General features: G+C 62.4%; 15 protein-coding genes and 2 pseudogenes. 14 read left to right on the top strand and 3 right to left on the bottom strand.

All coding sequences use genetic code 11. The annotated features are described in order from the left end of the window. The first annotated feature begins 28 nt into the window (after nucleotides 1–28). The 13 genes and pseudogenes from X742_RS147670 (at nucleotide 29) to lpxB (ending at nucleotide 12674) form a co-directional block, all read left to right on the top strand. Complete coding sequence (locus tag X742_RS147670; RefSeq protein ID WP_023773817.1) at nucleotides 29–1138, top strand: aldo/keto reductase; 1110 nt, start codon at nucleotides 29–31, stop codon at nucleotides 1136–1138. Nucleotides 1139–1288: 150 nt separating this feature from the next. Then, nucleotides 1289–2011 (top strand): UMP kinase, encoded by a 723-nt coding sequence (gene pyrH, locus X742_RS147675; RefSeq protein WP_023773816.1) that lies wholly within the window; start codon nucleotides 1289–1291, stop codon nucleotides 2009–2011. 107 nt (nucleotides 2012–2118) lie between these two features. Continuing rightward, nucleotides 2119–2673, top strand: coding sequence for a ribosome recycling factor (gene frr / locus X742_RS147680; RefSeq protein WP_015317784.1), 555 nt, complete (start codon nucleotides 2119–2121; stop codon nucleotides 2671–2673). Nucleotides 2674–2705: 32 nt separating this feature from the next. Continuing rightward, nucleotides 2706–3440, top strand: coding sequence for an isoprenyl transferase (locus X742_RS147685; RefSeq protein ID WP_023773815.1), 735 nt, complete (start codon nucleotides 2706–2708; stop codon nucleotides 3438–3440). Then, nucleotides 3437–4252: a phosphatidate cytidylyltransferase gene (locus X742_RS147690; protein WP_023773814.1), complete on the top strand. Its 816-nt coding sequence runs from the start codon at nucleotides 3437–3439 to the stop codon at nucleotides 4250–4252. Before X742_RS147685 ends, X742_RS147690 begins: the two co-directional genes overlap by 4 nt. Nucleotides 4253–4346: 94 nt before the next feature. Beyond that, the gene (gene rseP / locus X742_RS147695; RefSeq protein WP_023773813.1) at nucleotides 4347–5489 is read left to right on the top strand and encodes an RIP metalloprotease RseP; all 1143 of its coding nucleotides are present in this window, start codon (nucleotides 4347–4349) and stop codon (nucleotides 5487–5489) included. 217 nt (nucleotides 5490–5706) lie between these two features. After that, a complete protein-coding gene (gene bamA, locus X742_RS147700) occupies nucleotides 5707–8106 on the top strand; it encodes an outer membrane protein assembly factor BamA (RefSeq protein ID WP_023773811.1) in 2400 nt (799 codons plus the stop codon). A 74-nt stretch (nucleotides 8107–8180) separates the two neighbouring features. After that, the gene (gene lpxD, locus X742_RS147705; RefSeq protein ID WP_023773810.1) at nucleotides 8181–9236 is read left to right on the top strand and encodes a UDP-3-O-(3-hydroxymyristoyl)glucosamine N-acyltransferase; all 1056 of its coding nucleotides are present in this window, start codon (nucleotides 8181–8183) and stop codon (nucleotides 9234–9236) included. Further along, nucleotides 9229–9327, top strand: a pseudogene (locus X742_RS1000000174145) (3-hydroxyacyl-[acyl-carrier-protein] dehydratase FabZ); the annotation flags it as partial. The gene lpxD and the pseudogene X742_RS1000000174145, both read left to right, overlap by 8 nt. 29 nt (nucleotides 9328–9356) lie before the next feature. After that, nucleotides 9357–9770: a 3-hydroxyacyl-ACP dehydratase FabZ gene (gene fabZ / locus X742_RS147710; protein WP_051407668.1), complete on the top strand. Its 414-nt coding sequence runs from the start codon at nucleotides 9357–9359 to the stop codon at nucleotides 9768–9770. 13 nt (nucleotides 9771–9783) lie between these two features. After that, nucleotides 9784–10617 carry an acyl-ACP--UDP-N-acetylglucosamine O-acyltransferase gene (lpxA, locus tag X742_RS147715; RefSeq protein WP_023773807.1) on the top strand — a complete coding sequence of 278 codons (834 nt, stop codon included), beginning with the start codon at nucleotides 9784–9786 and terminating at the stop codon, nucleotides 10615–10617. Beyond that, nucleotides 10589–11494 (top strand): LpxI family protein, encoded by a 906-nt coding sequence (locus tag X742_RS0137750; protein WP_031248200.1) that lies wholly within the window; start codon nucleotides 10589–10591, stop codon nucleotides 11492–11494. The genes lpxA and X742_RS0137750 overlap by 29 nt, the downstream gene beginning before the upstream one ends. A gap of 1 nt (nucleotide 11495) precedes the next feature. Then, entirely contained in the window at nucleotides 11496–12674 is a 1179-nt protein-coding gene (gene lpxB, locus X742_RS147720) for a lipid-A-disaccharide synthase (RefSeq protein WP_023773806.1), read from the top strand. 85 nt (nucleotides 12675–12759) lie between these two features. Here the strand turns inward: lpxB and gltA are convergent, their stop codons facing one another. Further along, nucleotides 12760–14070 (bottom strand): citrate synthase, encoded by a 1311-nt coding sequence (gene gltA / locus X742_RS147725; RefSeq protein WP_031248199.1) that lies wholly within the window; start codon nucleotides 14068–14070, stop codon nucleotides 12760–12762. A gap of 183 nt (nucleotides 14071–14253) precedes the next feature. After that, nucleotides 14254–15678, bottom strand: coding sequence for a glutamate--tRNA ligase (gene gltX / locus X742_RS147730; RefSeq protein ID WP_023773804.1), 1425 nt, complete (start codon nucleotides 15676–15678; stop codon nucleotides 14254–14256). Between the two features lie 103 nt (nucleotides 15679–15781). On the opposite strand from gltX, the pseudogene X742_RS01000000170410 reads away from it, so the two are divergent. Next, nucleotides 15782–18228, top strand: a pseudogene (locus X742_RS01000000170410) (ComEC/Rec2 family competence protein). Here X742_RS01000000170410 and lexA read toward each other — a convergent pair. Beyond that, nucleotides 18222–18965, bottom strand: a complete 744-nt coding sequence (gene lexA, locus X742_RS147735; RefSeq protein ID WP_015317797.1) for a transcriptional repressor LexA — start codon at nucleotides 18963–18965, stop codon at nucleotides 18222–18224. The pseudogene X742_RS01000000170410 and the gene lexA overlap by 7 nt on opposite strands. Between the last annotated feature and the right edge of the window lie 35 nt (nucleotides 18966–19000).

Here is a 19000-nt window from a genome sequence, read left to right as displayed (position 1 = left end):
ATCAACCGGACCAAGATCGGAAAAGACAATGACGATGAGCTACTACACACTCGGCAACAGCGGCCTGCGCGTCAGCCGGCTGGCACTGGGCACGATGACTTTCGGGACGGAATGGGGCTGGGGCGCGGACCGGGATACGGCGCGCGCGATGTTCGACGCCTATGTCGAGGCCGGGGGCAATTTCTTCGACACCGCCGACCTTTACACCGGCGGCACGGCCGAGACTTGGCTCGGTGAATTCGTGGCCGAGCGGGGCTTGCGCGACAAGGCGGTGATCGCCACCAAATTTACCATGAACTCGAACGCCGGCAATCCGAACGCCGGCGGCAATGGCCGCAAGAACATCATGCGTGCCATCGACGCATCGCTGAAGCGGCTGGGCACCGACTATATCGATCTCTATCTCATGCATATCTGGGACCGGCTGACGCCGGCCGAAGAAGTGCTGCGTACGCTCGACGATCTGGTTCGGGTAGGCAAGATACGTCACATCGGCCTGTCCGATGTGCCGGCCTGGTATGCCGGGCGGGCGCAGGCGATCGCGGAACTGCGCGGCTATGAGCCGATCTCGGCGTTGCAGCTTGAATACTCCCTGGCGGAGCGTGCCATCGAGCATGAATTCGTGCCGTTCGGGACACGCCATGGCGCCGGCATCATGGTCTGGAGCCCGCTGGCAAGCGGACTGCTAAGTGGCAAATACCGCCCGGTGCAGGCAGGCAATGCCGGCCGGCTCGACGGCTTCCGCAACACCACCCATCCAGGTTTCCAGAAATTCAGCGAGCACAACTGGGCTGTCGTGGCGGAGCTGGAAAAAGTCGCCGCCGAACTTGGCCGCGGCATGGCTCAGGTCGCGCTGAACTGGGTGGCGACTCAGCCAGGAGTAGCCACCGTCATTCTCGGAGCAACGCGGCTTTCGCAGTTGCAGGATAATCTTGCGGCGCTCGATTTCTCCATACCGCCCGCGCTTCGCCAGCGCCTGGACAAGGTGAGCGGCACGCCGGCGCCGTTCCCGCATTCTTATTTCGGTCCCGAGATCCAGGTCCGTGTCGCGGGCGGTGTCGTGACCGGCGACAAGCCGTCAGGCTACGCATTGCAGGTCGTGGTCGAAGGCGAGGCGGTTGCCATCAGCAGCAACTGATCCAGAAAGCCTGGAATTTTGCACAAGGGCGCGGCGTGACATCGCCGCGCCCTTCGTGTATCCGGTCAACCCGTCATGACAGCACCGCCGGGCGAAGCAGGGGGCGTTTTCGCCTTCAGAGCTTGCCACGCCGGAATTTCGAGGAACCAGATGACGGTCAAGCCCCGCTACCGACGTGTTCTGCTGAAAGCTTCGGGCGAAGCGTTGATGGGCGAACAGCATTTCGGCATCGACGTCTCGGTCGTCGACCGCATCGCCGGCGACATTGCCGAAGCCCGTGCGCTGGGCATCGAGGTGGGTGTCGTTATCGGCGGCGGCAATATCTTTCGCGGCGTGGCCGTCGCCTCCAAGGGAGGCGACCGCGTTACCGGCGATCACATGGGCATGCTTGCCACGGTCATCAATTCGCTGGCGTTGCGCACGTCGCTGAACAAGATCGGTGTCGATGCCGTCGTGCTGTCCGCAATTGCCATGCCCGAGCTTTGCGAGAGTTTTTCGCAGCGCCAGGCAACCGCCTACATGAACCAGGGCAAGGTGGTGATCTTCGCCGGCGGCACTGGCAATCCGTTCTTCACCACTGATTCGGCGGCGGCACTTCGCGCGGCCGAAATCGGCGCCGATGCGCTGTTCAAGGGTACCCAGGTCGACGGCGTCTATTCGGCCGACCCGAAAAAGGACCCGAATGCGGCGCGTTTCGAGCGCATCAGCCACGCCGAAGTCATAAATCGCGGCCTTTCCATCATGGATATCGCTGCGATTGCACTTGCGCGCGAAAACAACATTCCGATAATCGTCTATTCGATCCACGAAAAGGGTGGTTTCGGCGATATTCTGAGGGGCGGCGGCCGCTGCACGGTCGTCGCGGACGAATGATCGGGGCCGATCCCTGGAAGGGGAAACCGGCTTTCGAAAATCAGGCTCGAACACGGGGCCTTGCCCCGAAGCAGTGAACCCGCGGCAGACGGGTCGAGGAGACTAAGATGAGTGGTGAGTACGACGATCTGAAGCGGCGCATGGACGGGGCCATCGCCGCGTTCAAGCATGACCTGGCTTCGCTGCGGACCGGTCGCGCCTCCAGCAATCTGCTCGATGCGATCCAGGTGCAGGCCTATGGCACCACCATGCCGATCAACCAGGTGGCCAATGTTTCGGTGCCGGAGCCGCGTATGATCTCGGTCTCGGTCTGGGACAAATCGATGGTCGGCGCGGTCGACCGCGCGATCCGGGAATCCAATCTGGGCTTCAACCCGATCGTCGATGGCACCAATCTGAGGATTCCGCTGCCGGAGCTCAACGAACAGCGCCGCAAGGAACTGGTCAAGATCTCGCATGGCTACGCAGAGAACGCCCGTGTCGCCGCGCGCCATGTGCGCCGTGACGGCATGGATTTCCTGAAAAAGGCGGAGAAGGACGGCGACATCAGCGAGGACGATCAGCGCAAGCGTTCCGACCAGGTCCAGAAACTTACCGACGAAACCATCAGCACCATTGATCATCTGCTTTCCGACAAGGAAGCTGAAATCATGCAGGTTTAGGGTTGGCCCTTGGCTGACCCGAAAGCGAGATCATGACAACGCCCGCGCATGTCGCGATCATCATGGATGGAAATGGACGCTGGGCCAAGGCGCGCGGTATGCCGAGGCTCGCCGGTCATCGCGCCGGCGTCGAGGCCCTGCGCAAGGCGGTGCGCGCCGCCCCGGGTCTCGGTATATCGTTCCTGACCGTCTACGCTTTCTCATCGGAGAACTGGTCGCGGCCGAAGTCCGAGGTCAGCGACCTTATGGGTCTGTTGAAGCTGTTCATCCGTCGCGATCTTGCCGAGCTGCACCAGAGCGGCGTACGAATCAGGATCATCGGCGACCGCACAGGGCTGCAGGCGGACATCAGGGGGCTGCTCGACGAGGCCGAATCGCTGACGATCCACAACACCTCGCTGACGCTGGTGATCGCCTTCAATTACGGCGGGCGCGACGAGATCGTCCGCACGGCGCGCAAGCTTGCCGCGGCCGTGGCGCGCGGCGAAATGGACAGCGAGGCGATATCGGCTGAAAGCTTTGCCGGCTCTCTCGACACGCAAGGCATTCCCGATCCGGAGCTGGTCATCCGCACCAGCGGCGAACTGCGCCTGTCCAACTTCCTGTTGTGGCAGGCCGCCTACAGCGAGCTCGTCTTCCTGCCGTGCTACTGGCCGGATTTCAATCGCGAGCATCTCGCCGAGGCATTGCGCGAATATGCCCGCCGCGAGCGCCGCTTCGGCGGACTGGGCCCGCAGGACGTCGCTTCGCGACCGGCGGCGGGATGAGCAACCTTCAGCTGCGCGTCATTTCGGCCGTCGTGCTGGCCATTGTCGCCCTCGGCCTGACCTGGCTCGGCGGCCTGCCGTTCCGGCTGCTGTGCGCCGTCATGGCGGCAATGATCTTTTACGAGTGGACACGTATGTCGCGGCCCGCCGAGGCCGACGGGCTTGGTTTTCTGCCGGAAGCGCTGATGGTCATCTTCGTCGGCGCCTTGATTGCCGGCCTGCCCGCACGGTGGCTGCTGCCGCTCGTCGTGATTCTGGTTGTGACAGCCGCGATCACCGCTGGAGTTCGCAAAATCGGCCAGTGGGACGCCGGCGGCCTTGCCTATGCCTGCATGTCCGGTCTGTCGCTTGCCCTGCTGCGGGACGGCGACCATTCGGGCCTCGTCGCCATCCTGTTCCTGTTCGCGGTCGTCTGGGCAACCGACATTTTTGCCTATTTCGTCGGGCGCGCCGTCGGCGGGCCTAAACTGGCGCCTTCGATCTCGCCCGGCAAGACCCGCAGCGGCGCCCTCGGCGGGGCGGTCGGTGGTGTCGTCGCGGGGCTTCTGCTTGCCGCCTTCGCCGGCGCCGGCAACCTGGCGTTGCTGGGTGTTGTGGCGCTGGTGCTGTCGATTGTCGCCCAAGCCGGCGACCTCTTCGAATCCTGGGTCAAGCGGCGACACGGCCGCAAGGATTCTGGCGTGCTCATCCCTGGCCATGGCGGCATCATGGACCGTGTCGACGGGCTTGTCGCGGCCGCTCTTGCCCTATACGTCATCGGCTGGATCGCGGCGGGCGCCGAGCATCCGGCACAGGGGCTGTTTCCCATTTGAACGGTGTCATTCCACGATCTGGCGCGGGCGCCTTGGATTCGCCTGTATTGATGTCACAGTCACCCAGCGACGCGGAAGAACTTGAGGGCTTGAATTGAACGAGATTCTTCACGCGATTTTCAGCACGGAAGGCCTCTTTCTCGGCACGCTCGTGCCGTTTCTCTTCGTTCTGACCGTCGTGGTGTTTGTTCACGAGATGGGCCACTATCTTGTCGGCCGCTGGTGCGGCATCGGGGTCAGGGCCTTCTCCATCGGCTTCGGTCCGGAGCTCATCGGCTTCAACGACAGGCATGGTACGCGCTGGAAGCTTTGCGCCATACCGCTCGGCGGCTATGTGAAGTTTGTCGGCGACATGAACGCCACCTCCAGCCAGCCGACATCGGAAGAACTCGAAACGCTGACCGACGAGGAACGCAAGGTTGCCTTCCACACCCAGGCGATCTGGAAGCGCGCGGCAACGGTGGTGGCCGGGCCGCTGTTCAACTTCCTACTGACGATCGTCGTCTTTTCCGTGCTGTTTGCCGCCTATGGGCGTTACGTCGCGGAGCCCATGGTCGCGGAGGTTACAACAGACAGTCCCGCGGCCAAGGCCGGCATCTTGCCTGGCGATCGATTCGTCAGCGTTGACGGCAGCAAGGTTGAAACCTTCGGCGACGTGCAGCGGCTGGTCTCGGGCCGCGCCGGCGACACCATCACCTTCGTCATGCTGCGCGGCGGCAAGGAGGTCACGGTGACCGCGTCGCCGCGGCTGATGGAGCAGGAGGACGCGCTCGGCAACAAGGTCAAGGTCGCCGTGATCGGCGTCGTTAACAACAAGGAACTCGGCCAGCCCCGCCTCATAACCTACACCCCGGTCGGAGCCGTCGCTGCGGCCGTTGAGGAAACGGGCCACGTCATCGAGCGCACCGGACAGTTCCTGCAGCGCTTCGCCGTCGGGCGCGAGGACAAGTGCCAGTTGGGTGGCCCGGTCAAGATCGCCGACATGGCCGGCAAGGCGGCCAAACTCGGTTTCGAATGGCTGGTGCAGCTCGTCGCGCTGCTGTCCGTGGGGATAGGCATTCTAAACCTTTTGCCGATTCCCCCTCTCGACGGCGGCCATCTGTTGTTCTACGGGGTGGAGGCCGTCATCCGCCGGCCGGTGTCGGAACGGATGATAGAAATGGCCTATCGGGCCGGTCTGCTTCTGGTGCTGTGCTTCATGGGGTTCGTGTTCTGGAACGATCTCTTTGGATGCTGAAATCATGAAGGAATTTGGCCTGAGCATGGCGGATATTGAGACGCCGTTTACCATGCACGGGGATATGAGTGACGCGAAAGCCACGCAACAGGGTTAAGTAAATACAAATTAACCAGAAGCCTTGCGTGTAGGGAAAATCCGGTTAATACGGTAAGGGAAATGACCGCACGTCCGGTTTTCTCGCCGTGGGGACTACGAGAAAAGGTTATTAAGCCCGATGAAGGCAGCATCCAAGTTTCTAAACGCCGCGTCAGCGGCGGCACTGTCCGCCGCTCTGGTCGTACCAGGCGCGCTCGCAGTGCAGTTCGTTGCCACATCGGCGGCCGAAGCCGCTGTCGTAAGCAGGGTGGAGGTGAGCGGCAACCAGCGTGTCGACGCCGATACCATCCGCAACTACATCACCATCAAGCCCGGCAAGGCCTTCTCCAGCTCCGATGTCGATAGCGCGGTCAAGGCGCTGTTCGGCACCGGCCTGTTCTCGGATGTCCAGATCAACCAGGTCGGCTCGACCCTGGTGGTCAAGGTTTCGGAATATAAGGTTGTCAATCAGGTGCTGTTCCAGGGCAACAAGAAGCTCAAGGACAACGCGCTTCAGGCAGCGGTTCAGCTGAAGCCGCGCGGCACGTTCTCTCAGGCTACGCTCGATTCGGATGTCGAGGCGGTCAAGGCCGCCTACAGGCGCATCGGCCGTGACGATGCCGGCGTGACCACACAGATCATGGAGCTCGGCGACAACCGCGTGAACGTGGTCTTCCACGTTACCGAAGGCGATCGCACACAGATCGCGGCAATCAATTTCGTCGGCAACAGCGCCTATTCCAGCCGCCGCCTGTCTGATGTGATCAACACCAAGCGCTCGTCCTGGGTCTCGTTCATCCTGCGCGACGACGTCTACGACGAAGACAAGCTGCGCGCCGACCAGGAGCTGCTGCGCCGCTTCTATTACAATCACGGTTATGCCGACTTCCAGGTCGTGTCCGCCGTCGGCGAGCTCGACAATGCGACCAACAAATACACGGTCACCATCACCGTCCAGGAAGGCGAGCGCTATAATTTCGGCGACATCAGCGTCGAAAGCACGATCCCGGAAGTCGACTCCAAGTCGCTGGAATCGGTGGTCGAAACCCGCAAGGGCGATGTCTACAACGCCAAGAACGTCGAAGACTCCATCATTGCGCTGACGGAGAAGGTGGCTGGTTCCGGCTATGCTTTCGCCCAGGTGACACCGCGCGGCGACCGCAATTTCGAGAACCATACGATTTCGGTGGTCTACACCGTCGACCAGGGCACCAAGGCCTATGTCGAGCGCATCGAGATCCGCGGCAACGACCGCACGCGTGACTACGTCATTCGCCGCGAATTCGATGTCAGCGAAGGCGATGCGTTCAACCAAGTGCTCATTCAGCGCGCGAAGAAGCGCCTGGAAAACTTGAATTATTTTGACAAAGTCGAGATTTCGACTGTGCCCGGCTCGGCCCCTGACCAAGTCGTGCTTGTGGTCGACGTGGTCGAGAAGTCGACGGGTGAATTCTCGGTTGGCGCCGGCTATTCGACTGGTGGCGATTCGGCTGGACCGTCTGTTGAAGGATCGATCACAGAGCGCAACTTCCTCGGCCGCGGCCAGTTCATTAAAGTGTCGGCCGGCGGCGGCAAGAACTCGCGCGACTACAGCCTGTCCTTCACCGAGCCCTATTTCCTCGGGCGGCGCATCGCCGCCGGCTTCGACATTTTCAAGTCGACGCGGCAATACAAAAACAATTACGACAGCGACACGACCGGCGCGACGATCCGCTTCGGACTGCCGATCACCAACAGCATCACCACCCAGTTGGCGTACAACATCTCGCAAGAGAAGTATAAGGTCGACGACGATTGCGGTGCTACCAGCGTTGGAGATCCGGATGGACCTAACTGCACGATTTCACCGGCTATCTTGGATGGTATCGCGCAAAGTCCATGGATCAAGTCGTCGATCAGCTTGGGGCTGGTCTACAACACCATTGACGATATGAAGAACCCACATGAAGGCATCTATGCCAATACGACGGTCGAGATGGCTGGTCTTGGTGGTGATGCAAAGTTCGTGAAGATTACCGGGCGTGGCAGCATCTACCAGACGCTGTCGGAGCAGCTTGACCTTGTCGGGCTGATCTCGGCCGGCGCAGGGCATGTGGAGGCTTATGGCGGCGACGGCAATCTGCGAATCTTCGATCAATTCCAGAGCACCGACCGCATGATCCGCGGCTTTGCGTATAATGGCATTGGTCCGGTTGACCCAACTACGGGTGACCATCTGGGAGGTGTGACCTATTTCAACGCCTCGGCCGAAGCGCAGTTCCCGTTGCCGGTCATTCCCGAGAGCTTCGGCCTGCGCGGTGCGGTGTTCGCCGACGCTGCAACACTATACGGTAGCAAGATCAATCAACATCTTGGGGCAGATCCCGCCCCAGACATAACCATCGCGAGCACCGGCATGAAGTTGCGCGCCTCGGTTGGTCTCGGCCTTATGTGGGCTTCACCGTTTGGTCCGATCCGTATCGACTATGCAATCCCGGTCAGGAAGGAAGCGAGCGACGACGTGCAGGAATTCAACTTCGGCATATCGACCCGCTTCTGATCGGCGGCCAACGATGCTCCCGGGTTTTTGGACCCGGGGGAAATGTTCCGACCTAGCTGGATATAGCTTCTGGAATGACCGACCCGGTGTTCTTCGCGCCATCACGCCGGTATACGGCGGCCGAAGTCGCGAATCTGACCGGCTCGGTGCTAGTCGATTCCGGCCAATCCGACGTTTTGATCGAAGCGCTGGCGCCGGCTAATGAAGGCGGCGCAAATGCGCTTGTCTTCGTCGACGGCAGGCGTAATTCCGCGCTGATGCCGTCGCTGCGGGCGGCGGCGGTCCTATGCCCGGCCGAATTCGCGAACAAAGCGCCTTCCACCGTTGCTGTCTTGACTCATCCACGTCCGCAGCAGGCTTTCGCGCTGGTTGGGCGCCTGCTGTTCCCGACAGCCGCCACGCCGGGGCCAATGACCGGTGAGACCGGCGTTTCGCCGCATGCCCATGTCGATCCGACGGCGCATGTCGAAGCTGGCGCTATCATCGAAGCCGGCGCGGTCATCGGGCCAGGTGTCTCGATCGGCGGCGGCACAGTCATTGCGCCCAACGCCGTCATTGGACAGTCCTGCCAGATTGGCCGTGACGGTTATGTCGGCCCGGGCGCCAGTATCCAGTACGCTCTGATCGGCAATCGGGTCATCATCCATGGTGGTGCCAGGATCGGCCAGGACGGCTTTGGCTTTGTCGGAGGCGCCAAGGGGCCGGAGCGTGTTCCACAGATCGGACGCGTCGTGATCCAGGACGATGTCGAGATCGGCTCCAATTCCACCGTCGATCGTGGCGCCATGTCCGATACGATCATCGGGCAAGGTACCAAGATCGACAATCTCGTGCAGATCGCCCATAACGTCCGCATCGGTCGCAATTGCATAGTGGCCGGGCTTTCGGGTATTTCCGGTTCCGTGGTGGTGGGTGACAATGTCACCATGGGCGGAGGCGTCGGGCTTGCGGATCATCTGACGATTGGTACAGGTGCCAAGCTTGCAGCCAGAAGTGGATTCATGAGCAATGTTCCCGCCGGCGAGATCTGGGGTGGCTATCCGGCGCAGCCTATGGCGGAAGCCATGCGAGAGATAGCCATGTTGCGCACGATGGCCAGGGCACGCAAGCAGGGCAAGGACAATGGCTGACATGGTGGCGGCGACAACGCTGGAAGCGGTCGACATATTGGGGCTGATGAAGCTCCTGCCGCACCGTTATCCCTTTCTGATGATCGACCGCATNTGGAAGCGGTCGACATATTGGGGCTGATGAAGCTCCTGCCGCACCGTTATCCCTTTCTGATGATCGACCGCATTGTGGACATCGACGGCGACGACTCCGCCATCGGCATCAAGAACGTAACCATAAACGAGCCGCATTTTCAGGGGCATTTCCCGGAGCAGCCGGTGATGCCGGGCGTGCTGATCGTCGAGGCCATGGCCCAGACGGCCGGAGCCATCTGCATCCGCAGCCTCGGGGCATCGAAGCCGTCTCTGGTCTATTTTCTGACCATCGACAACGCCAAATTCCGCAAACCGGTCGTCCCCGGCGACCAGTTGAAGATCCATGTCAAGAAAATCAAGAAGCGCGGCAACCTGCTCAAATTCGCCTGTGAAGCCCTGGTCGAAGGTACCAAGGCGGCCGAGGCCGAGATTTCAGCCATGATGGTCACCGGCGACTGACGATTGAGTGCCTATGAAAATCAAGACGTCAATCCATCCTTCCTCCGTCGTGGAAGAAGGCGCCCAGATCGGCCAGGGTGTGCGCATTGGGCCGTTCTGCCATGTCAGCGCCGATGCCGTGATTGGCGACGGGGTCGAACTGGTCAGCCATGTCTCGGTGATGGGCGCGACCACCATCGGAGCGTCGACCAAGGTCTATCCGATGGCGACACTGGGCGCACCGCCGCAAAACACCAAGCACAAGGGCGGCCGCACGACGCTGGTCATCGGCGCCAACTGCACCATCCGCGAAGGCGTGACCATGCATGTCGGCACCGACACCAGCCGTGGCGAAACCACGGTCGGCGACAATGGCAATTTCCTCGCCTACGCCCATATCGCCCATGACTGCGCTGTCGGCAACAACGCCACCTTCGCCAATGGGGCGACATTGGGCGGCCACTGCGAGATCGGTAACAATGTCTATATTGGCGGCCTCAGCGCCGTCCATCAATTCGTGCGCGTGGGCGACAACGCCTTTCTTGGCGGGTGCTCGGCTTTTGTCGGTGATGTCATTCCCTATGCCATCGCGGTCGGTAACCGCGCCAGCCTGCGCGGCTTGAACATCATCGGCCTCAAGCGCGCCGGTCTGCCGCGTTCCGAAATCCATCTGCTACGCAGGGCCTACAAGACGATCTTCGACCGCTCCCGCACCGTCGGCGAGAACATCGAGTTCGCCAACGTGGAGTTCGCCTCGTCGCCGACAGCGATGAAGATCATCGACTTCATCACCAGTCGCGGCAAGCGACACTATGCGGTGCCATCGCTCAAGGGCGGCGATGGCGACGATGCCGATGACGAAGGCTGAGGCAGCCGCGGCTGGTCTTGAACTTCCGCCTGGTGCCAGGGTCGGCATCATCGCCGGCGGCGGCAGCCTTCCGGTCGAAGTCGCTGCCGGTTTGGCCGAACAGGGTCATCCGCCCTTCATCGTGCTCATGGAAGGTGAGGCCGACCGCCTGGCGGAATTGTGCCGTTACGAGCATGAGACCCTTGCCTTGGAGGCGATAGGATCGCTCATTCCGCTGCTCAAGCGTAGCCGGATTACGCATCTGGTGCTTGCCGGCGAGATAAAGCGCAGGCCAAGGCTGACACATATGCGTCCAAGCCTCAGCCTGCTCGCTGTGATACCCGTCGTCGTCATGGCGTTGGCGCGCGGCGACGATGGACTGCTCAAGGTGGTGGCGCGCGGACTCGAGGCCCGGGGGATAAAGGTGATGGGTGCCCACGAGATCGTGCCGAACCTTGTCGCCGCCGAAGGGGTGTTGACCAGGGCCACGCCTCGGACGTCGGACTGGCGCGACATCGAGGCAGGTTTTGCCGCGGCAAAAGCCATCGGGGCGCTGGATATCGGCCAGGCGGCGATCGCGGTCGGCGGCCGGACCATCGCGCTTGAAGGCATCGAGGGCACGGCCGGATTGCTGGACCGCGCCAGGCTGCTGCGTGGCCACGGTCGTATCGCCGGCAAGACGCGCGGCGTGCTGGTCAAATGCGCCAAGCCCGGCCAGGAGCTGCGCGCGGATCTTCCTTCCATGGGGCCCCAGACGGTAGAAGCAGCGCATGCGGCCGGGCTTGCCGGCATTGCCGTCGAGGCGGGACGCTCCCTGATCCTCGAAGGTCCCGCAACCCTCTCGCGTGCCAATGACCTTGGGCTGTTCATTGTCGGCCTGGCCGCAACGGAGTCCTGATATGGCTGACGGGGCGCTGAAGATCGCGATCGTCGCGGGTGAGGAGTCAGGTGACCTGCTTGGCGCCGACATTGTCCAGTCGCTGCGCCAAATAACAGGACGCGAGGTACGGCTCGTCGGCCTCGGTGGCCGCCACCTGCAGGCGCTTGGGCTGGTTTCCCCGTTCGACGCCGGAGAGGTCGCGCTGATGGGGTTCAGCGCCGTCCTGCGTGACCTGCCGCGCCTGATGCGGCGGATCGGTCAGCTGGCGGGGTTGGTTGCGGATGCCAAGCCGGACTGCCTCGTCACCATCGACAGCCCCGATTTTTCGCTGCGCGTCGCCAAAAAGGTGCGCGCCGCCAACCCGGCGATCCCGATCGTCCACTATGTCTGCCCGAGCGTCTGGGCATGGCGGCCGGGCAGGGCGGTGGCGATGAAGCCGTATGTCGATCACATCCTGTGCATCCTTCCGTTCGAAGTGAAGGAGCTCGATCGGCTGGGTGGCCCGCCCGGCACCTATGTCGGCCATCGCCTGACGCATGATCCAGGCGTGCTGTCGGCCGCCAGGGCGCAGGCCCAGCCGCGTGATCTTTCACCAGACCGCGTGAAGACGCTGCTTGTCCTGCCCGGCTCGCGGCGCGGCGAGGTGCGGCGGCTGCTCGAGCCGTTCGGTGAGACCGTGTCGATGCTGCGGGCACGCGGGCATCGGCTTCGGCTGATGTTGCCGACGGTGCCGCATGTCGCGGACACCGTACGATCCGCGGTCACGCGCTGGGATGAAAAACCCGAGATTATCCTTGAGCCCGAGCGCAAATGGCAGGCCTTCGGCAAGGCCGACGCGGCGTTGATCGCGTCCGGCACCGTCTCCCTGGAACTGGCGCTGTCCGGCGTGCCGATGATCTCTTGCTACCGGCTCGACCCTGTCGCACGCGCCGTGGCGCGGTATCTCGTTTCCGTCTGGTCGGCGCTTCTGCCCAACCTTATCTCGGATCTTGCGTTGATCCCGGAGTTCTACGACGAATACGTCAGACCGAACAATCTGGCACGCCAGCTGGAAGCGTTGTTGGCCGACAGTGGCATGCGCGCCTGGCAGAAAGACGGTTTCGCCGAGATTTCACGGCGCATGGCAACGGACAAACCGTCCGGTGAGATCGCGGCGCAGGTGGTGATGGGGTGTATCAAGCGAGTGCGTAGGCAGTAGTGAGTAACGAGTAGTGAGTTAGAAAACTCTCCAACCTCACTCCTCACGAACCACTACCCACTTGTCTCAGCGCTTGTCACTTGTCTCAGCGCTTGGCGATCGGCACGTAGTCGCGTTCCGGCGCGCCGGTATAGAGCTGGCGCGGACGGCCGATCTTCTGGCGTGGATCCTCGATCATTTCCTTCCACTGGGCGATCCAGCCGACCGTGCGGGCGACCGCGAAAAGCACGGTGAACATGGTGGTGGGGAAGCCCAGCGCCTTCAGGGTGATGCCGGAATAGAAGTCGACGTTCGGATAGAGTTTCTTCTCGATGAAATAGGGATCGGTCAACGCGATCTTTTCCAGTTCCATCGCGATGTCGAGCAGCGGATCGTCCTTGATGCCGAGTTCGCCCAGAACCTCATGCGCCGTCTTCTGCATGATCTTGGCCCGCGGATCGTAGTTCTTGTAGACGCGGTGGCCAAAGCCCATCAGGCGGAATGGATCGTTCTTGTCCTTGGCGCGGGCGATGAATTCCGGGATGTGATCGACATGGCCGATCTCGCCCAGCATGTTGAGCGCCGCTTCGTTGGCGCCGCCATGGGCCGGCCCCCACAGGCAAGCAATGCCGGCGGCGATGCAGGCGAACGGGTTGGCGCCCGAGGAGCCGGCGAGGCGAACGGTCGAGGTCGAAGCGTTCTGCTCATGATCGGCATGCAGGATGAAGATACGCTCCATGGCGCGCGCCAGCACCGGGTTGATCTTGTACTCCTCGCACGGCACGGCAAAGCACATATGCAGGAAGTTTGCCGCGAAACCGAGATCGTTCTTCGGGTAAATAAAGGGCTGGCCGATGTGATATTTGTAGGCCATGGCCGCGATCGTCGGCATTTTGGCGATCAGGCGCATGGAGGCAACCATGCGCTGGTACGGGTCGGAGATGTCGGTCGAGTCGTGATAGAAGGCCGACAGCGCGCCGACCACGCCGCACATCACCGCCATCGGGTGCGCGTCGCGGCGGAAGCCGGTGAAAAAGCGCGACATCTGCTCGTGCACCATTGTATGGCGCGTCACGCGGTAGTCGAAATCGTCCTTCTGCGCCTTGGTCGGCAATTCGCCGTAGAGCAGGAGGTAGCAGACTTCGAGGAAGTCGCCATGTTCGGCCAACTGGTCGATCGGATAGCCCCGATGCAGCAGGATGCCGGCGTCGCCATCGATGAAGGTGATCTCCGACTCGCAGCTTGCCGTCGAGGTGAAGCCGGGGTCATAGGTNCTGTAGAGCGAGGCGATGTCGATGACGTCAGGCCCGACCGAGCCGCTTCGCACCTTGAATTCGTGAGTCTTGCCGGCGAATTCCAGCGTTGCCGTGGCCTCCTCTTGGCCGCCCACATCCAGTTTTTTCGCAGCTTCGGTCATTGCAAACTCCTTCTTATTTCCTCATGCCGGCAAAGGCAAATTCCGCGGAGCGACACGTCGAAATCACCGCAATGCGCGTATTCGCCACCGCATTCTAGGAGGTGCGTGCCAGATTGGGCCAAGGCCTAATGTTGCACTGCGAAACCCGCCTTTCAATGCCAATCTTCTTGGGCCAGTTTGCTCCTAATCGATTTGATCCGCTATGCGCGCCAGGCTTTCCTCACGCCCCAGAACGGCAAGCACGTCGAATACGCCCGGTGACGTGCTCTTGCCGGTCAAGGCAGCCCGCAACGGCTGGGCCACGGCGCCAAGCTTGTGGCCGCCAGCCGACGCAAAGTCGCGGATCACGGCCTCGGCCGTGGCCGCCGTCCAGTCGTCTGACAGCGACTTCAAAGCTTCGTGAGCGCCACGCAGGATCTTGCGCGCATCGTCATTGAGCAGCAGTGCCGCCTTGTCGTCGATCGGCAGCGGCCGAGCGGCAAACAGGAAGCCGGCGCCGTCGACAAGCTCGACCAGCGTCTTGGCGCGCTCCTTCAGGCCCGGAAGTGCTGCCAGCAGCTGCGTCTTGTTCTTCTCGTCGAGGCGCGCCGCCATCGCCGAGCCTCCCTCCAGATAGGGCAAGGTGGCGATGAAGATATCGAACAGTTCGGTGTCGGCCATACGGCGCATATGCGCCCCGTTGATCGCTTCCAGCTTGGCGAAATCGAAGCGCGCCGCGCCCTTGTTGACGTCGCCAATGTCGAACCACGAGACCATGTCCTCGATCGACATGATCTCGTCGTCGCCATGGCTCCAGCCGAGCCGCGCAAGGTAATTGAGCAGCGCCTCCGGCAGATAGCCCATGGCGCGATAGGCTTCGACGCCGAGCGCGCCGTGGCGCTTCGACAGCTTGGCGCCGTCGGCGCCATGGATCAGCGGGATATGTGACATCGACGGCACGTCCCAGCCCATGGCATTGTAGATCACGGTCTGGCGGGCGGCGTTGGTCAGGTGATCGTCGCCACGGATGATGTGAGTGACGCCCATGTCGTGATCGTCGACGACGACGGCATGCATGTAGGTCGGGTTGCCGTCCGAACGCAGGATGATGAAGTCGTCGAGATCCTTGTTGGGGAAGCGCACGTCTCCCTGGACCCGGTCCTTCACCACCGTCTCGCCCTCGGTCGGTGCCTTGATGCGGATGGCGCCCTTGACGCCGGACGGCGCCTCCGACGGGTCGCGGTCACGCCAATGGCCGTTATACCGTGGCGGCAGGCCCTTGGCGCGTGCAGCCTCGCGCATTGCCTCGAGCTCGGCTGAAGTCTCGTAGCTGTAATAGGCCTTGCCCAGGCGCACCAATTCCTCGGCTACCTCGCGATGGCGCGGCGCACGCTCGAATTGAGAGACCGCGTCACCGTCCCACGAAAGGCCGAGCCAGGTCAGGCCATCGAGAATGGCCAATGTGGCCGCATCGGTCGAACGCTCGCGATCGGTGTCCTCGATGCGCAGCAGCATCGTGCCGCCGGTATGCTTTGCATAGAGCCAGTTGAAGAGCGCCGTGCGCGCGCCGCCGATGTGCAGATAGCCGGTCGGCGAGGGGGCAAAACGGGTGATGACCTTGTCGGGCATGGAACTCTCGGAAAACGTCTGAAGCTGGGTGCGGAACGTGCGGACTTTCGCGCGTTGCGCGTTCATGTAGCATAGGGCGTCGAGGGTGCAAGGGGCAGACCCGATGACTGGAAGAGGCCGGAGCTCGGATCGAAGCGAGGATGCCACTGTCGGCGTCAGCGAGCGATCCCTTTTTGCGGCGCCTCCGACGATCCCACTGCCATCGCCGCTCGTGGCTGCGCCCGAAACCAGGCCGCTGCGGGCGGGTGGGCCGGCGCCGGCTCCTGCCGGGGGCAGGATCGTACGCGTGCGCCGGCAAATCGGCCCGATATCCTTGCCTCGCCTGCGCCATGGCGTGGCCAAGGCGGCGGAGCTCGAACTCGACCGGGGCATCGCGTTCCTGCTGGTGCCGGTCTGTCTGACCGTTGGGGCGATCGCCTATTTCTCGCTGGCGTCCGAGCCCGACTTTGCAAAGCCCGTCGCGGTCGTGGTGCTGATGGCGGTCTGTGCCTTCGTCTCGCGTTCGTGGTCGAAAACCCATCTGTGTTTCATGGCAGTGCTGTTGTGCGCGCTGGGCTTACTCGCGGCGAAGGTCGAAACATGGCGAGCCGGAACCCGTATGCTGGGTTCGGAAATCTCCACGCAATTGACCGGCCGCGTGGTCTCGCTCGAAGAGATGGAGAGCGGCCGCATCCGGCTGACCATGGACGTGATTTCGACCGCGCGGCCGAAACTGCGCTATGCGCCGGAAAGGGTCCGGCTTTCCGCACGCAAGATACCGCCGGGAATGACCGCCGGCTCGCTCATCACAGGCTACGCCAAACTGTTGCCGCCGACCGGCCCGGTCCGGCCGGACAGTTACGACTTCTCTTTCGACAGTTATTTCGCCGGCATCGGCGGCAGCGGCTTCTTCCTCGGCAATCCGACGGTTGTTTCCCCCGCTGACGGTGAGATGCCGCTATCGGCTCGCCTTTTCTCAGGCATTGAAAATGCCCGCGAAGCCATCGCCGACCACATCAGGGGCAGCGTCGGCGGCGCTGAAGGCGAGATCGCGGCGGCGCTGATCGTCGGCGTGCGCGCCGGCATACCCGATGAAATCAATGAAGCGATGCGGCGTACCGGCATCTATCACATCATCTCTATTTCGGGACTGCATATGGCGCTTGTGGCCGGCACCATCATGGGTCTGCTGCGTGGTGCCTTCGCACTGTTACCAGACTTTTCCGCGCGCCGGCCGGTGAAGAAATACGCCGCCGCCGCCGCACTGTTCTCGATCGCCGCCTATCTCATGATTTCCGGTGTCGTCGTTGCGGCCGAACGCAGCTTCATCATGTTGGCGGTGATGCTGATTGCCGTCTTCTTCGATCGCGCTGCGCTGACCATGCGCAATCTGGCGATCTCGGCGATCGCCGTCATCCTGGTCTCGCCGCACGAGGTCGTCGGCCCAAGCTTTCAGATGTCGTTCGCCGCGACCGCGGCCCTGGTTGGCGCTTATGCCGGCTGGGCCGATCACCGTGCGGGAAAGACCAGGCCACCGCCGCCAAAGCGATCCTGCCCGGGCTCCTGACGCGAAAATTCCTGCTGGCGACAGGTGGATTGGCCATGACGTCGATTATCGCCGGCAGCGCCACGGCACTGTTTGCCATCTGGCATTTCCAGCGGGTATCGCCCCTCAGCCTGTTCGCCAATCTGGCCGTGATGCCGATCGTGTCGGTCGTGATGTTCCTGGCCGTCGCTAGCGCGCTGCTGATGCCATTCGGACTGGATTGGCCGGCTCTCTACCTCATGGGCAAGGGCCTGACGGCGATGATCGCCGTGTCGGCGTGGATATCGGAGCGCTCTCCGGTCGACGGAGTCGGGCTGATTTCGCAGCAATCCGTGCTGCTGGTCACCGTCGCGCTGGTTATCGCGACGATGGCGACGACCTGGCTGCGGCTCGCGGCGCTGCCATTCGCGCTCGCCGGCCTGTTGACTGTGTCGCACACGCGCGCGCCCGATGTGCTGATCTCGGAAGATGCGCGGCTGGTAGCGCTGCCGATCGGCAATGGCGAACTGGCCGTCAACCGGGAACGTCCGAACGAATTCGCAACCGACAACTGGAAGCGCGCTCTGATCTCCGAAACAATCGTCAAACCGGAAATGTTCGACAAGACAGACGGGCAATTCGACGTTGCCAGTCCCGCCGACCTGCCGCCGGGATCGCCCTTCTACTGCCGCGAAGGCCTGTGCCTTGCCAGGCACCCTTCCGGCGCGATCATTGCTTATGTCGAGGACCGCAAGACCACCTGGAAAGCCTGCGCTTTCGCTGACCTGATCATCGTGAACGACGCGACCGCCTATGACACCTGCCACAATCCGCTGGTTCTCGTCGTCACCAAACGGCAGCTCGCCCGCAAGGGAAGCGCTGCCGTCTTCTTCAATCCCCAGTCGGCCACGACCCGGGCCGGGATCGAATTCGCCGTCGACGGACCATACCGACCCTGGCACGAACAGCGAAAATTCTCACGCGAGGCGAGGGGGCTGCCGCCGTACAAAAAACCCGACAAGCCCGATGGAAAGCCGGCTCAGTAGCGCCTGATCAACCCGACCAGCTTGCCTTGTACCTTGACCCTGTCCGGCCCGAAAATGCGTGTTTCGTAGGCTGGATTGGCAGCCTCAAGCGCGATCGAAGCGCCTTTGCGGCGGAACCGCTTCAGCGTCGCTTCCTCCTCGTCGACCAGTGCCACGATAATTTCGCCCGGGCTTGCCGTGTCGGCATTGCGGATAATGACCGTGTCCCCATCGAAGATACCAGCCTCGATCATCGAGTCGCCCTTGACCTCCAGCGCATAATGCTCGCCGCCCATGATCATGTCCGGCGGCACCGAGATCGAATGCGTCTGATGCTGGATTGCATCGATCGGCACACCGGCGGCGATACGGCCCATGACCGGGATGGACACGGCTGAAACCGCATCGTCGTCGTTGCCGGCCGCGGGCAGGCGCGAAGGCGCAGCGGCCGGCCTGATCTGGCGTCCGAGACTGCCTTGGCCAAGGCTGCCTTGGATGACACTTGGCGAGAACTTCTTTGCCGCATTGAGGCCCGGCGCGATCGAGTCCGGCAGCCGAAGCACTTCCAGCGCGCGCGCCCGATTGGGTAGCCGGCGAATGAAGCCGCGCTCCTCCAGCGCCGTGATCAGGCGATGGATCCCCGACTTGGAGGCAAGATCGAGTGCTTCCTTCATCTCGTCGAAGGAAGGCGGTATCCCGCTTTCCTTGAGCCGTTCGTGGATGAACATCAACAGTTCATGTTGCTTGCGTGTCAGCATGGCGGCCCCCAAGACATTGAACGAAAGGTTGAACC

It is taken from the genome of Mesorhizobium sp. LNHC229A00 (genome assembly GCF_000502415.1).
Lineage (GTDB): Bacteria > Pseudomonadota > Alphaproteobacteria > Rhizobiales > Rhizobiaceae > Mesorhizobium.
Note: the sequence above shows the minus strand (reverse complement) of the source record. Positions and strands in the feature narration are given on the sequence as shown.